We start from the raw sequence: 15,753 nt of genomic DNA on the forward strand, positions 1-15,753 counted from the left end.
TCAGTTTTTTTGTTTTCCTTTAGGTTAACTTAGTTAGCTTGCTCTTAATTGGCAATAATGTACATATCACGATAATACTGCAGAGCTAAACCTTGATAAAAGCCTCCTAGTTCAGGTTTTTTCAGGTAAAGAATTTCCTGATACCACACCGGAGCAAAAGGACTGCGACTTACTAAAATATCATTAGCTTGGGCATAGAGCTGAGCTCGTTCTTGGGCATCGGCTGTAACATTGGCTTGTAAGAGCACTCGATCAAACTCAGGATCTATAAAACGTTTATTGTTAATTGGGCTGTTAGATAAAAAGGCATTATATAAAGTTGATGCCTGCGGATAATCAAAGCCATACTGAGCGTAGATAAAGTCATAATCGAGCTTAGGGAACTTAGCGTAAAGAGCCGTAGGTTCAAGAGCTTCTTGTTTAAGAATTACAGCTCCTTTAGAGTTTACTTTCCAGATATTGGCAGTGGCAATATAGAGTTTATTGTTATCGCCATTAGCAATTTGACTTAAAGTAAGTACCAGAGGATTTTCTGGGGTATAGCCAGCCTCTTGTAAAAGTTCAATGGCTTTTTGGTTGTTTTGGGCTTGCGTATTGCTAAACCAAGCTTGTTGTTTAACTTCTTGTAAGTCCTCTAGATAAGGTGCCCCAAATACCGAAGTAGGGATATTAGCATGCAGCACTTGCCCTGTTAGTAATTTACGGTCAGTTAGTAACGACAGAGCTTGTACTATTTGGTTGCTAAAGCGATGCGGATTAAAAGCAAAGTACACGGTACGCCCTGAAAGAACTTTAATTATCTCTTGCGGACGTTCGCGAGTTGCTTGAGCAACATACTGTGAAGGAATTTCGGTAATAGGGTATTCGCCAGCTAAATAACGTAGGTAGGCAATATTACTGTCTTTAATATAGTCGTGTTGCACTTGAGTAAGGTGAACATTAGCAGCATCCCAGTAGCCGTCCCATTTACTGTAGACCATTTTTTCATTAAAGGTATAGGCAGTAATTTTGTAAGGACCATTACCAACCAGATGCTCAATTTGCGTCCATTGCTCACCGTATTTTTCAATAAGGTCTTGTCTTACTGGTGCTGTAAAGGTTGCCGAGAACATTTGCGCGAGCCATGGAGTTGGCGTGGTTAACTGTACTTGTAAAGTGTAGTCATCGAGAGCTGTAACTCCTAGACTAGAAGCTGGTTTGCTTTTGGAAAAAATTTCTTTGGCATTAAGGACATTAGCATTAACTAAATAATCCCCAAAAGGAGCTGCCGTTTGTGGGTCAGTTAATCTTTGCCAAGCATAAACAAAATCTTGAGCCGTTACTGGTTTACCGTCTTGCCATTTAGCTTCAGGACGTAAATGAAACGTCCAGGTTAAACCATCGTCACTTACATCCCAGCCTGTAGCAGCTACAGGTATGTACTTACCTTCATTGTTTAAACGCGTAATGGTATCAAATACCGGACGTAAGGTTTTTAAGTCAGACGAATATTTTAATAAAGTTGGATCTAAAGTATCTGGTGAAGCAGGAAAAGCTAAACGTAAGGTTTGTTGTTCGGCTAGTTTTACTCCTGCAGGTACTTGTGCCCAAGCTGGTAAACTAAGAGCTACAGCAAGGGCTGTGGTTATTGCAAGTTTGTTGAACATAAATGTATATCTTTAATGTAAAAAAGTTAAAGTACTTGCGTACTTTAACTCAGATGGAAAAAAGTGCGTTAAAAAAGGAGTCGATACTATTGTTGACGCGAAGCTACCGTATCAATTACATACATATCACGGTAGTAGCGAATAAAGTTATCGGTATAGTAGCCACCTAAAGCTCGGCTTTTAAGAATTTGGTTTTGGACGTGCCATAAAGGAATAACCGGTAAATCTCTTTGAATAATGCTATTAGCTTGGGCATAGTATTCTGCTCGCTTAGTGGCATCTAAGTCACGGTTAGCTAAGCCCACAAGGCGATCATATTCAGGGTTGGCATACATGCCTTGGTTAAATGGTGACCCTGAAATAAAGAGATTGAAAAAGGATGAAGCCTGATCAAAGTCGGCACTCCAACTTGCCATGAGAATTTGGAAGTCACCCGAGCGATATCTCTGTTGCCATACTTTTGGTTCGAGAGCTTCTTGGTTAATTTGTACTATATTGTTTGAATTTTGTTTCCACATGCCTTGCAAGGCAACAAACACTTTAACATTCTCAGGGTTATTTGAGGTTAAATATGTCAGTTTTAAAGGGTTGCTTGCACTATAGCCTGCTTGTTCGAGTAAGGCAATAGCTTGGGCATTGTTTTGTGCTTGCTCTTGGTTAAAGTAGGCTGCCTGTTGTACTTGTTCACCATCACGAATTCGCGTTGGCACTAGAGTAGTTGTTGGCGTATTCGAACCAATAATATTGGTCATTACTTTACGGTTAGTCAGTAAAGAAAGAGCTTGACGTACACGTACATCTGGAACAAATTTTGGATTAACGGTTAACCAAGAAGTATTTAGCGTATTTACGCTAGTTATTTCTTGCGGACGTTCTTGGCGCATTTTCTCGCGGAATTGGTTCGGGATATTTGCCACCATAATTGCTCCTTCGAGATAACGATAATAAGCCATGGTTGGGTTATTAACAAACTCGTGATGCACATCAGTGATTACTATGTTTTTAGCATCCCAATAACCGTCCCATTTGGCAAAGGTCATGTGATCATTTACAGCAGCCGAAGTAATTTTATATGGACCATTACCGACAATATTGCCAGGAGCAGTCCATTGCTCGCCGTATTTTTCAATGAGGTCTTTGCGCACAGGAGCTGTATTTAACCAACCCAGAATTTCAGGTAACCAAGCAGTAGGCTGAGTTAGTTTAATTTCCAGCGTATAGTCATCAACTGCTCTTACGCCTAGAGTCGAAGGATCGAGTTTACCTTCATTAATTTCACGCGCGTTTACGAGGTTAGCTACAGCAAGGTAATCACCATAGTGAGCCCCCGTTTTAGGGTCAGTTAATCTTTGCCAAGAATAAACAAAGTCATCGGCTGTTACAGGTTTACCATCTTGCCAAGTAGCACCTTGACGCAAATGGAATATCCAGGTTAAACCATCTTCACTTTGCTGCCAAGAAGTAGCGGCTGCAGGAATATATTTGCCCGTATTATCTAAACGCACTAAAGTATCAAATACTGGACGTCCCGTTTGGAACTCTATACCATAGTACATAAAAGTTGGGTCTAGAGTATTAGGGTAACTGGCTAAATTAAAAGTTAGAGATTGTTTTGGAGCTAAGACAACTCCGTCGGGAATATTTACTGCTTGAGCTAAGCCTAGAGTAGCTAGAGCTACGGTAGTTAAAGTAAAGGTACGAATTGCTTTAAACATCGAAGTTTTCCTTAAAAAATACTAGTTAAATTAAGTGAAAAGCTTCGAGAAATAAACTGAGAATACAAACAAAAAAGCCAGAGGCAAGGGAATAACTAGAGCTCAGAGCTCGATGAGGGACAACCTAGCTCGGCAGAATTAGGTATTATTCGCAGAGTTAGGGGATAAGGCAGATATCCCTTGAGGAGGGAAAAACTCCTCAGTTGTACCTCATCTTCTCAGAGTCGAGCTTAAGTCAGAGTACGAGCCAAAATCTCTGACTTTAGGTTAATTAAAGTGAGAACTCTAGTCCCCCACTTGCCTACAGGCAAACAAGAATCACCAATCTTGTTCTAGTTAATTATTTGGCTGTAATATACATATCACGATAGTAGTTTACTCCTAGACCTGTATAGTAACCACCTAATTCAGGTTTTTTGAGTAAAAGCGTTTCCATGTACCACACAGGAGCAGCTTGTAAGCCATCAACTAATACTTTATTAGCTTGAGCATAGAGTTTTGCGCGTTCTTTGTCATCTAAAGTAGTGTTAGCAGTAAGAACAAGACGGTCATACTCTGGAGAGAGCCATTTTTTATTATTAATTGGGCTGTCGGATAAGAAAATATTGTACAGCGTTGAAGCTTGGGTATAGTCCATACCGTAAGAAGCGATAATTAAATCATAGTCCGTACGATTATATTTATCAAAGTAGGCCGTAGACTCTACAGCTTCTTGACGTAAAATCACTGCCCCATTAGTTGCGCGACGCCAGAGGTCGGCAAGAGCAACATAGATTTTGTCATTTTCAGGGCTCGCATTTTGCGTTAGAGTTAAACGTAACGGATTTTGAGCAGTATAGCCAGCAGCTTTTAAAAGCTCATTAGCCCTAGCATTGTTTTGCGTTTGGCTATTGCTGAACCAAGCTTGTTGTTTGACATCTTGGAGGTCAGAGAGGTAAGGTGAGCCAAACACCGAAGTTGGGGTATAGTTACGAATAACTTGTTTAGTTAAAAGATTACGATCTGTTAAAAGCGAAAGAGCTAAACGTACATTAGGATCAGGAATACGCTCTAGATTAAACGAGAAGTAAGCCGTGCGTCCTGCTGGAATTTGGTAAACTTCTTTTGGACGTTCTTTTTCAACCGTATCTCTAAATTGCGATGGGATTTCGCCTACTAAGAACTCTCCTGAAAGATAACGATAATATGAAGTTACCGGATCTTTAATGTACTCATGGGTTACTTGGGTTAGGGTTACATCCTTAGCTCCCCAATAGCCGTCCCATTTGCTGTAAATCATGCGATCGTTAACACGATATTGGCTAATTTTATATGGACCGTTACCAACAATGTTTGCTGGGTTAGTCCAACGCTCACCATAACGCGCAATTAAGTCTGCACGCACTGGAGCAGTCATTACTGCTGATACCATTTGGTATAACCAAGGTACAGGAGCAGTTAATTGTACTTGTAAAGTATAGTCATCGAGAGCTTTTACACCGAGCTCGCTTGCTGGTTTAGTGCCCGCAAAAATTTCTTTGGCATTTACGAGGTTAGCTTGCACTAAATAGTCCCCATAAGGAGCTGCGGTTTTAGGATCGGTTAATCTTTGCCAAGAGTAAACAAAGTCGGCAGCTGTTACTGGCTTACCGTCTTGCCATGTAGCGTCTTTACGTAAGTAGAAAGTCCAAGTTAAACCGTCATCACTTTGTTCCCAACGCTCGGCAGCTACAGGAACATATTTACCTTCGTTATTCAGACGAGTTAAAGTATCAAATACTGGACGTAAAGTACGAAAATCAGGACCAAACTTTAATAAGTTAGGGTCAAGCGTATCTGGAGAAGAAGGGAAAGCTAATTTTAGAGTTTGATCACTCGCAAGTTTTGTTCCAGCTGGAACAGCAGCTTGAGCATTTAACGCAACTAAGCTAGTACCAAGAACTAAAGCGAGAAGAGGCATTTTTATTTTGAGCATAAAAGAGTTTCTCCAAGTTAAGGTGAGCTCTACTATCTCTAAATAAAAAAGAAAAAGAAAAGATGGGTGAATCTTGTAAGGGAAAATAAATGAAAGGACTAAGAGCAAGGTTTATTACCAGAGAGGTAAAAGTAAGACCTTGTCTTAAGACTTGCAGAAGGTTTTTTCTTTTTCTCAGTTACTTAAAGAAGTAAAGTAAAAAGAAATAAAACACACATCTAACCTTGGGCTAGCTATGTCCCTTCTGTTTAACAAAATGGAGTGAGAATAAAATGTTTTGCCCTGCACCACACAGGGTAAGCTTTAACCACCACAGTTAATGCTTAAAAAACAAATAATATACAAATTTAGTTTAACGCAAAAAAATTGCAAAAGGAAAAAAATTTGCAAGAAAAAATAAATTATTTTCTTAAGTTAGTGAAAATTAAAACAAAAAACTTACTTAACAAAGGTTGGGCAAAAATTTAGCTCAGAGCTTGCTTAGTATGGTAAAGAACAGCAGAGCACTGCAAAGCACAAGAATAAAGCTTTATTCCCTAGTCTCTTATCTTAGCCAAGTAAATTTCAGGCAAGAAAAAATCCTTCAAGATACAAACACTCTTGAAGGATTCTAAATAGGAAAAAATGGTTTAAGTTCAATAAATAGGTACAATGGACTGATGTCCATCATGTCAATGTCTGATTGCATGTCTGATTGCATTAGTTATTCACCTTAAAAAGAATTACTGTCTAAGCCTAATAATGAATAAGCAAAAGCATTAACTTCATCATTGCTTAAAGTAGCAAAGTTGTTAGAAAAAGCATATTCATCCACCACAAAAGCAGCTTCTTGATGGGTTAAGGTTGAAGAGCTCTGGGCGTCAGAAAATTCTGCATTGTTGAAAAGCTCATTTACCATTGCTTGAAATAATTCATTATTGCTCATAAGTAACTCCGTCTTTAAATAAAAGATTAATATATTTTTTCCCCAAGTAATGCCAAAATAAAATTGTTACTCAGTATGGGGATACTACCCCTTAGAAGAACAAGGGGAAAAAAATAGGGATAATAAAAGTGGATAACCCTATCCACAAGCCAAACATTTTAATCACCCCGAGAAAAAAATGAACTTTTTAAGTTGGAAATGCGAGCATTTATATTTTTTTCATATGACAAGCCAAATAAGTAAAAAATTGTCTTGTTTATGAATTGCTTAAGCTCTTAAAAAGTTTTAATTTTTTTCTGGGTGTATATTTATTTAAGCATAAAAAAATTAAATATGGAATACTTTTTTAGCATTTTTTTTAAAAAAAATTAATTTAGGCTAAAAAAGCTAACTTCAAAACAGCAAAAAGTAAATTTACAAAAAGCAATAAATCCCGAGAGATTCGTTGATTTTAAGAACTTTTTCTTCAAATGATAAAAATAAAAAAAATTTTCTGAGCAAGGGAATAACTAACAAGAGTACTCAGGTATTACTAATTTAGGAAAAATTTATTAGTAAAAACTGCAGAAAAATTACTTAGTAAGGAAAAAATTAGGCTAAGTGCTAAGGTAAATTCCGATAAGCTTAAGCTTAAGGTAAAGAACTTGTTTTGGCTTTAACAAATATTAACAGTAGAGCTACAGAAAAAATCTACATAATCTAGAAACAAAAATTAACAGTAGGACTGGATTGTAATCTTGAAGAGAGAAAGGAAGAGCTAAAGAAATAGTTAAGAAAGAGAAAAAAATCAGCTACAGAGAGAAAATTAGCTACAGAGAGAAATCAGCTACAGAGAGGAAAATCAGCTACAGAGAGAAAAAAAATCAGCTACATTGAGAAAAAATTAAATTACAGATAAGCTACTTGCGTGGGTTAAATTTAAGCTAATGTGAAGGATAAAAAAAGGTATTTAGGACAAAAGAAAAAAGGTACTTATTAGCTAAGAGAAAAAGTATTACCACCGCAAAAAATAATAAGTACTGCCTAGAAAGAAAAAAAAGTACTTGCTCTCGATTAAATTAAGTCCAAGCTAAAACTAAAAAAAGTCCTCTTTTTTTAAATTCATTGTTCTTCAACCAAGAGAGAATTTTAGTTAGGAACTAAATTCAGACTGTTGACAAAGTCCCTCTTACCCCTAGCCAGATTAACAAAACAGTATCATGCAAAAAGCAAAATTTACTTTTTGCAAAGATAAAAAAGTAAGACCTAAACAAAAAAGCAAAGCAAAAACCAAGCAAAAATTAAGAAAAAATTAGATACAAAAAAAGAAAAAAAATAGTAAAAAATAGGAAAAAATAAATTACAAATTAGGATAACTAATTGTAACTAAAATTGTTACATTATCATCTATTAGTAATATAAAGAAAATCTTTTATTAATTTTATTCTTAAAATACAAAGAGCTATCTGAGTATAGATAGTCTCTTGTCTTTATAAAAACTTTATTACTGTAATTATTAGATTAATATTAATAGTCAGGCAAATATCTTTTGCAAAGATATATCTTTTTTTCTGGCATTTTGTTATAATTTTCCCGTATTTAGAGATCCAGGTGAATTAAGAGCCCTAGCTATTTTATAGCATTAGTTTACCTTTAAGATTCTTTTATGCCCTGGGATAAATCTTTTATAAAGATTTATCCTTGTCTCTTTTTCTCAGAAAATTTATTTTCATCTTGCCTTTTTGGAAGTAGATTTTCAATTGCCTAAATGAGAAAAAGAGAAAAAAGATTCTTATCCTAAAGACAAAATAATTATTGTTATGTTTAAGTAATTGTTTTGATACTAAAAACAATTATACGCCTAATTTAGTCTCCACTCCTGTGGGGGCTTTTTTTTGTGCCTAAAATAAAAAAAATCCCTAGAAAAAAATCTAGGGACAGGCTTTTTTGTAATTCATATTTTTTTAAGAAAAATGCGCATTAAGCAAGAGTAAAGACATTTCAATCTATCTAAGAGGACTAGCTCTCTTTCGACTGTAATATTGCTTTACCTGCTAATATTATTTTAACTTATTCAAGTTACTTTTGGTAAATAAATTTACCAATTTTTCTAAAAAGAAATCACCATAAGTTCGAGGAAAACCTACATTTAAACGGTATTGATCCCTAAAATAAGGAGCTTGGCTTGAGTATATAGGAAAAAAATAATTTCTTTTTCCTAAAGTTTGATATTTACTTTAATAATCATTAATTTAGTAACGCAGTGCTTTTATTTTGGTATTTACAAATATTTTTCTTAAAAGGCAATTGTTTATCATTTTAATAAGGTATTAGCTAGATTAAGTAGATTTATTTAACATTTTGCCAAACAAAAGCACAAGATCTAACAATTAGGTACAGCCCCCTAAAAGAGAAAATTTCCTTTCTTTTCCTGCTCCAAAAGCCAACCTCTGTCTTTTTTCTTTAGAGAAAAACCAAAGCCTATCTTTGCTTTTATTTTTTTAAGAAAAATCCAATCTTATCCTTTTTTAGAGAAAAACCAACCTTTATTTTTTTCTTTAGAGAAAACTCACCTTTCTTTTTTCTCTTCTCTTTCTTTTAAGAAAAAACCTACTTCTCTTTTCTTTTAAGAAAAAACCTCTTTTCTTTAGAAAAAAAACTCACTTTCTGGTTACAACAAAAGAACTTAATCTAAGCTAGAGCAACATCTGTTGCAATAAAGCTTGTTTAAGCTCTTCATATTGCTCTAAAAGTTGCTCATAATGCGCCAGTAAAGCATCTACTTGAGCAAAGAAGTTCCCTAGTTTTTCTTGTTCAGCAATTTCTTGTGGTTTATAAAAGCTCAGTTGGGTAAGCACATCAATAACTATATATGGAATACTCCCCCCTCTAAACTCTATCGCAATTTTTTCTTTGAGAGGCAGTTTAATGGCGTAGAAAGTAAATAATCTTGGTGTCTTAAAGTTTTGTAGGACATAAGTACGTTGGTAGGCATTAAACTTACCGTCAGCTAAAAACATATAGCCTACAGTCGAACCATTACCAGCTATGGTAATAGCTGGTCCTGTAAAGGCATAGCTATTGATTTTGAATTTTTTCATTCCCGAGGTGTAAAAGTCATACTTGCCATTAGCTTGCATGGCCTCGGCATTGAGCTTACCGGTAGTAATGCTTGCCTCTTGTCCTAGAGTAGTAGCCTGCCACGGTAAAGTAAAACCAGGAAAACGTAGGAGAGCATCAGCACCTAACATTTTTTGTAATAAGCTTAGCTTAAGTTGCTCTACTTGCTCTTTAGTCTGTTCAATTTGTTTGATTTGCTTGGTTAGCTCTTGAAAAAAGCTCCCCAAACGACGTTGTTCAGCTTCCTCAGGAGCATTTATAGCAAAGCTTAATACCGCTTTTTCAGAAATACGTTTAGAGCCACTGCCTTTGGCATACATGGCCTTACTTTGGATATAGCTTTTACGAGAAATACTAAAGTATAAAAAATTAGCTTCTCCTGCTTTTACCTCAAACGAAGGTATATCCTTGGAAGTACATTTTCCATCAAACTCAGGCGGAATTATGGCAATAGCTTGATTGAGATAATTTTGTTTACCGTAAATTAATTGCCCTGCTTTGCGGCGGTAATATTGCGTTGCCCCGAGTCTAAGTTGGCTATCGGTACAGAGAGTTAGCCCTTTTAAGTGCAATCTCAGTGACAAAAGTTGGGAAATGGACTTTACGGCTACTTTTTCTTGGAGCGGTAAAGCCAAGTATTGTCCTAAATTAGTAGTTTGCCAGGCTTGACTAAATCCTGGAAATCTTAACTTAGGCACAAGTTGGTGTTTAGAAGTCATAGCGAGAATAAGTGTGAATTTAGAGAAAAGAAGTTGAGCTTAGCTTACAAGCATTTGCTCTAAGAGAGCTGATTTTCTGGCTTGTAATAATCTAATTTGCTCTTCAAGTTGACGCAGTAAACTAGTAAAGTCTTGATAAAGCTGGCTCAGTTTGTTTTGCTCAGCCTGTTCTGGGGGATAGCAAATAACTATTTGCTCCATAACCTTGTTCATGAGCTTGGCATTGCCTACGCGGGAAACATACTTGTAGGCTACTTGATTTAAAATGCTAGCTATCGCTGGATTTGCCAAGCCCTGTGAAGAAATTAGTACCCCATTTACATTGGTGCTAAAGAATTTACCTAGACAATATCTTACGGTGCCTGCATTAGCTCCATCAGTAGTCCACGTAATAGCATCTTCAAAGAGATATTCTTTATAGTAGCCAAGAATGCCCTGATTTAAGGTTTGGGAAGAGTAAACAGGATAGGGGTAAGCCTCACTAGCTTGCTTTTGTATTAGCTTGCTATTAAGAATACGTCCGCGTGTAATTTGGCTAAATAAATCTTTGATCCGAGCTTGTTGCCAAGCTTGGCTAAAGCCCGCAAACCTTAACGACGGGAATAAACCTTGGCGTACTGTTGTTGCCTGTTGTACTCCCTGCTCTAGCCTTTGCCACAGTTGGTATACTTGCTCATAATGAGCAATTTGCTCTTCAAGCAAAGCAATAAAGTCTGAAATTTGTTCTTGCTCGGCAAGAGTAGGCGGATAGGTGAGCTTTATTTCTCCCATTACATGGCTCATAAGTTTAGCGTTTCCTACTGGAGAAACATACTTGTGAGTTTGGCGACTAAGAATAGCTGCCATAGCTCGATTAGCTCTGCCCTGACGAGATAAAAGTACTCCATTAACATTGGTACTAAAAAACTTACCCGCTCGATAGGCTACAGTTCCTGCTTTAGCTCCGTCAGTAGTCCAAGTAATAGCATCAGCAAAGAGATATTCTTTGTAATAAGCAACCACGCCTTTATTTACCGTTTGCGAAGAGTAAACGGGATAAATATATTCACCTGTAGGTACTTGTGGCAATTTATGCACAGTAAGAACTTTCCCACGGGTAATTTGCTCAAAGATATTTTTTACTTTGGCAGTAAGCCAAGGGGAGCTGTATTGCGGAAATCTTAGTCTAGGTACAGAAGCTTTTTTCTGGCTCATAGAAACCTTGTGAGAAGAAGAGAAAAAAAAGAGACACCAATAAAGATTATTATAACTTAATTAAGCGTGGAATAAGAGAGGGGAGATAAGCAGAGGGAAGGTGAGCAAGAGGAAAGAGGGCAAGTGAGAAACAGAACAGAGGCATTAGAGAGAAGAAAAACTCTCAAAACCGTGGTTAAGAGCAAAGATAAAATCCCCAAAACAAAGAAAAAAAATAGCAAAAGCAAAAAATAGTCAAAGCAAAGAAAATTCTCAAAGCAAAGAAAAAACTCCAAGAAATAAAAAAATACCCAAAAAAGCCAAAGTATAGAAAAAATAACCAAAGCAGAGAAAAGAATATTCAAAACAAAAGCAAAGAAAATAATAGCCAAAAAGTCTCAAACAGCAGGGTATAAGAAAAATCTATCTATTTGCCTTAGTACCAATCCTAAATTTCAGGCATAAAAAAATCCAGAGTTTCCTCTGGATAAAATTAATAAGGTTTGTTAATTCTACCTTTACAGAAGTTCATTTTTCTCTCCTATCAAAATGAATTGAAAAATCCAATCTTTAGGAAAAGAAGAATAGAAAATCTAAAAAGTAGGTACACAAAAAAAAACAGGTAAATACTTTAATTTCTTCGCAAAGCTAGTAAAGAAAGAAATCTATCTATTTACCTTTATTTTTTTTCGAAAATCGTTATAGAATGGGTGATTTTCTTGTACTTCGGATATTATAGCCGATTTTTATTTAATCATATATACTTTTTCCAAAAAATTTTAAGCACTTTTTTCTAAGTGTGGAAAAAATAAGAAAAATTATTTTTAAAAACCTTACAAAAAATACAACTATTTTAGCTTTAGACCTAATTTTTTAGATAATAAATTAATTTAAATAAAAAAATTAAGCCTCATATAAGCAAAAATAAACTAAAAAATAACCCAAATATTAATTTAGCCTCGCTTGAAGGTACTTAAGTGGTTAATAACCAAGCTAATTAGAAGAAAATTAACCATTTTTTAGCCGATAACCCCAGGTAGTACCTAATTAAAGGAATTTTTTTTCTCATTAAGCTAATAAGGTAGGAGATGTTTAAGGAATTAAATTAAATAATTAGCTAGCATTAACCTTGGTTAAATTAAAGCCAAGGGGAAATTCTTTAGCTCAGGAAAAAATTAAGTTTGCTGATATCACAGGAAAGCTGTTTTTTTATGTCTGGATTTTAGTTGATCACTAATTTAAATAATTAACCCTTAAAAAAATTGCAATTTTATTGATTTATTCGCTAAAAAAATCTATTTTTTTTAGTGTCAAAAAAAGAATAATTCCCACAAAAATTTTATTGTTAACCCCATCAAAAGGGTCTAAAAAGTCATTTTTACCCCCAAAAAGGCCAATTTTTTTCAATATTTTTTCCATTTCTATTCTGTTTTTTTATCAATTTTTTTTCGTTAACCCCCCATAAGACATTGCAGGTTTTGCATGTTTTGCATCTGGAGATTCTGCTTATTCTAGAGGGATTTAAGCCTTAAAAACAGCTTTTAAGAGGTAGTACCTAAAATTAAGAAAATTTTGCGATTTTTTGGAAAAAAGAGCTTAAAAATCAAGGCGTAAAAGAAGTCGATTTTTCGTAAAAATTATTGTGTATAAAAATCAACAAGTTAGAAAGTGGTAAAAGATTCGCCAGGGGGTTCCCTAGAGTGGTAACTATTTATTAATATAGGAGAGCCAAAGACTCTTTGTTTTAAATAAGCAATGCATCTTTGGATTAGCAAGATCCAAACTATTCCTCGGAGTATATTTTAAGATGCGAAATTGGAAATTTAAAACCAAGATTAAGCGAGCTCTTCCAAAAGCACAAATTGTAACATTATCACCTGAACCAAAACATCTTGCCCTTTTAGGAGAGATTTTTGATGAACAAGAATTATATATTTATGATTCTAAATCCTTACAAAGTTTATTAAACATATGTGAGCAATTTAACCAAATTCCACCGTATTTAAATCAAGCCAAGTATATTCTTGATATGATTAAATTATCGGTAGGAGCCTATGCCTTTACTGAAAGGTCACCTTTGGTGGTTTTACGACTACGCCAAAGCGAGTATGATATTAGCTTAGGTGACTATGCTTCTTTTCTTGATAAGGTTTTAAAAGGTCTTGCTAGCGAGCCAAGCAATAACAACCCGAGTTATAGCAATCCTTTTACTAGGGTTGTCAATAATGTTTACGAGTTTGTCCATCAGTTCTTTGTGAATTACTTTTTAACCAGCACCGTTTACTTACCTAAGCAATGGCAAAATGATCAAGAGCTCTTGAATAAGTTAAAAGACCAAAAACAAAAACGCCAAGATTGGATTAAACTCAATAGCATAGAACCACAAAATACCACCAGTTCGTTTGTCGGACACGATTGTGAGGTAGAGTACTTGCTTTTTGAGCACTTTGAGTGTAAGAAAATAGATCTTGGCAAAATTTACAAAAAAATTGAAGAGTTTATCGCTCTGGTGCTTAAAGAGTATTTAGCTGAGCCTCAGACAAGTGATCTGCAAAGCTTCAAGTTGATAGTAAGAGAACTAGCAACTTTATTAAGAGGCAAACACCGAACCGGAAATGGCCACAAAAAAAGCGAACTTAAAACGCAAAAATTAAAAAATCCGTTAAAAGAGTTAGAAAAGAACTACGATAAAGTGGAGATCATTGCCAAGTTCTTTGCATTACCATTGCAACTTAAACAAGAGTCTTGGCTAATTCCTTGCTCAGAAACCACGTCAAGTACTTCTTTAGCTACTTCCTATGCCAAACGTAATGCCTTACGTCTGGTGCTCCCAAAAGCTTATAATTATCCTGATCTCGTGACAACTAAGTCGATTGGCCAAGTCTATGATATTTTTATTAAGATCAAAAATAAAGATTCAAGTCAATTGTTCTTTTTTATTAACTGGGGACAAAATAAAGTAAATGCTACTCTAGAAGGACAAACTCCTGAAGTCTATTATATTGACCGCCTTATTCCTCCTCACCCTAAAGAGGCGTCAAACTACAGCGAGCAAGAAAAACTTGAACTAGTAAAAATCTTTTCTTGTCTCAAAGTTCATTTTCAGGAAAACGATGATGCTTATAGCAAAATGCACCCCCTGACCTGGATTTTTGAAGAGGGACAAGATCAACTTAGAGCGCAAAAACAAAACAGCGATTTCAAAGTAAAACCGCACAATCAGCTTAGATTGAGCAATGATAATAAGTTTTGGAAATTTGTAAATTATCTCCTTGGGAAAGAAATTCGCGAGATTATTGCCGAGTCGATACAACGAGTTGAAGCTTCGCGCATTTTTGTTAGAGGTTGTTTGCAGTACGGACTATTTACGGTCGAGCATGTTTTAACCTTTGCGTTACTTATCAAGTTTTACTCATTTAGGTACAATCTTGAGCTCAGCAGAGCCTTAGAACCTGTACGTAAATTCAGTGGATATGAAGTGGACAATCGTTTTACGATTCCGTTTACGCTCAATCCTAAATATATCCATAGCATGCAAAGTAGTGAGATAATGCAATTTATGCTGGTTACTGGTCATACTAGCGAAAATGTAAAGGCCTGCCAACAAGTAAGTCGACTCAATCATCGCCTCACAAAAATTTGGCAAGAAGAAGAGAATTTTCTTGAAAAATTCTTACAAGAGTTGGATGTTACTAAGCTCCTTGAAACTTGCAATGATTTTTCTTTAGATGACTTAACGCGTAACTCCGAAGATTTTATGGATGTACTTCATCAAAACAACTGGATTAAGCTCGAGCATGGTTATTCTCACTACGACTACATGAGCTATACCATGAGCTTATTGTACTCAGCAAATCAAGTACGCATGTATAACTTGCATGATGAAGGGATAATTCTTTCTTCTAAAGCTCATGCTTTATATCCGCAATTTGTCAAAGATGTATCTTTTGCAGAGTATAGTAATCTGCTTACGTTTCGTAATAAGCGAGTTTTCCTCAAAATGCGACGCAGTTTTTTCTCGCGGTGCTACATGTACTTAGCTGCAGGGGATATAGAGAGATTAAATTCAACCTTGAAACTAGTCTATAGACTTGATTTGTATAAAGCTTTAGATATCGACTTTAAACTGGTGGTAAATGGAACTAATGTGGAAGTAAAAAGTTGTAAAAAAGCAAAAGAAACGTCTTATAACCAATTTGTTACTGTACTTAAGTCGCGAAATACAGATCCAGAGGCACCTTTTAAACGTAAGTTACAAGAAGTAAGAGATTTTTACTGCTCTTTTGTTTACTCGTTAATTAGTGTTGGTTTATTCTTCACGCCTCGGGATTCCGTACACAACAAGGAACTAGAACAAGTATATTATTTAGCCTCTCAATTTACGCAAATGGTAATAGAAACTGAATATGCAGCTTATCGCAGTGTTAAAAGCAAACGATAAGAGTTGAGACAGATGAACACCTTTTCTTGCGAGCAAGAAAAGGTGTTTTTTTTGCTTCCTAAAGGCAGGATAAGGCAGGAT

7 protein-coding genes are annotated in these 15,753 nt (G+C 35.6%); 1 reads left to right on the forward strand and 6 read right to left on the reverse strand.

The window, feature by feature from the left end:
* Positions 1-44: 44 nt before the first annotated feature.
* The 6 genes from CJP74_RS02610 to CJP74_RS02635 all read right to left on the reverse strand — a co-directional run bounded on the left by CJP74_RS02610 (position 45) and on the right by CJP74_RS02635 (position 11,252).
* Complete coding sequence (locus tag CJP74_RS02610; RefSeq protein WP_119496725.1) at positions 45-1,646, reverse strand: peptide ABC transporter substrate-binding protein; 1,602 nt, start codon at positions 1,644-1,646, stop codon at positions 45-47.
* Between the two features lie 86 nt (positions 1,647-1,732).
* Positions 1,733-3,361 (reverse strand): peptide ABC transporter substrate-binding protein, encoded by a 1,629-nt coding sequence (locus tag CJP74_RS02615; RefSeq protein ID WP_119496726.1) that lies wholly within the window; start codon positions 3,359-3,361, stop codon positions 1,733-1,735.
* Between the two features lie 340 nt (positions 3,362-3,701).
* Complete coding sequence (locus tag CJP74_RS02620; protein WP_119496727.1) at positions 3,702-5,315, reverse strand: peptide ABC transporter substrate-binding protein; 1,614 nt, start codon at positions 5,313-5,315, stop codon at positions 3,702-3,704.
* Positions 5,316-6,027: 712 nt separating this feature from the next.
* Complete coding sequence (locus CJP74_RS02625) at positions 6,028-6,240, reverse strand: hypothetical protein (RefSeq protein ID WP_119496728.1); 213 nt, start codon at positions 6,238-6,240, stop codon at positions 6,028-6,030.
* Between the two features lie 2,675 nt (positions 6,241-8,915).
* Entirely contained in the window at positions 8,916-10,058 is a 1,143-nt protein-coding gene (locus CJP74_RS02630; RefSeq protein WP_119496729.1) for a restriction endonuclease subunit S, read from the reverse strand.
* 39 nt (positions 10,059-10,097) lie between these two features.
* The gene (locus tag CJP74_RS02635; protein WP_119496730.1) at positions 10,098-11,252 is read right to left on the reverse strand and encodes a restriction endonuclease subunit S; all 1,155 of its coding nucleotides are present in this window, start codon (positions 11,250-11,252) and stop codon (positions 10,098-10,100) included.
* A gap of 1,786 nt (positions 11,253-13,038) precedes the next feature.
* Between CJP74_RS02635 and CJP74_RS02640 the strand changes: the two genes are divergently transcribed.
* Complete coding sequence (locus tag CJP74_RS02640) at positions 13,039-15,672, forward strand: hypothetical protein (RefSeq protein ID WP_119496731.1); 2,634 nt, start codon at positions 13,039-13,041, stop codon at positions 15,670-15,672.
* Positions 15,673-15,753 lie beyond the last annotated feature (81 nt).

Source organism: Psittacicella melopsittaci (assembly GCF_003585925.1).
Taxonomy (GTDB): domain Bacteria; phylum Pseudomonadota; class Gammaproteobacteria; order Enterobacterales; family Psittacicellaceae; genus Psittacicella; species Psittacicella melopsittaci.

Coding starts and splice junctions, on each gene's coding strand:
- CJP74_RS02610 (WP_119496725.1), bottom strand. CDS start 1,646: ATGTTCAACAAACTTGCAATAACCACAGCCCTTGCTGTAGCTCTTAGT.
- CJP74_RS02615 (WP_119496726.1), bottom strand. CDS start 3,361: ATGTTTAAAGCAATTCGTACCTTTACTTTAACTACCGTAGCTCTAGCT.
- CJP74_RS02620 (WP_119496727.1), bottom strand. CDS start 5,315: ATGCTCAAAATAAAAATGCCTCTTCTCGCTTTAGTTCTTGGTACTAGC.
- CJP74_RS02625 (WP_119496728.1), bottom strand. CDS start 6,240: ATGAGCAATAATGAATTATTTCAAGCAATGGTAAATGAGCTTTTCAAC.
- CJP74_RS02630 (WP_119496729.1), bottom strand. CDS start 10,058: ATGACTTCTAAACACCAACTTGTGCCTAAGTTAAGATTTCCAGGATTT.
- CJP74_RS02635 (WP_119496730.1), bottom strand. CDS start 11,252: ATGAGCCAGAAAAAAGCTTCTGTACCTAGACTAAGATTTCCGCAATAC.
- CJP74_RS02640 (WP_119496731.1), top strand. CDS start 13,039: ATGCGAAATTGGAAATTTAAAACCAAGATTAAGCGAGCTCTTCCAAAA.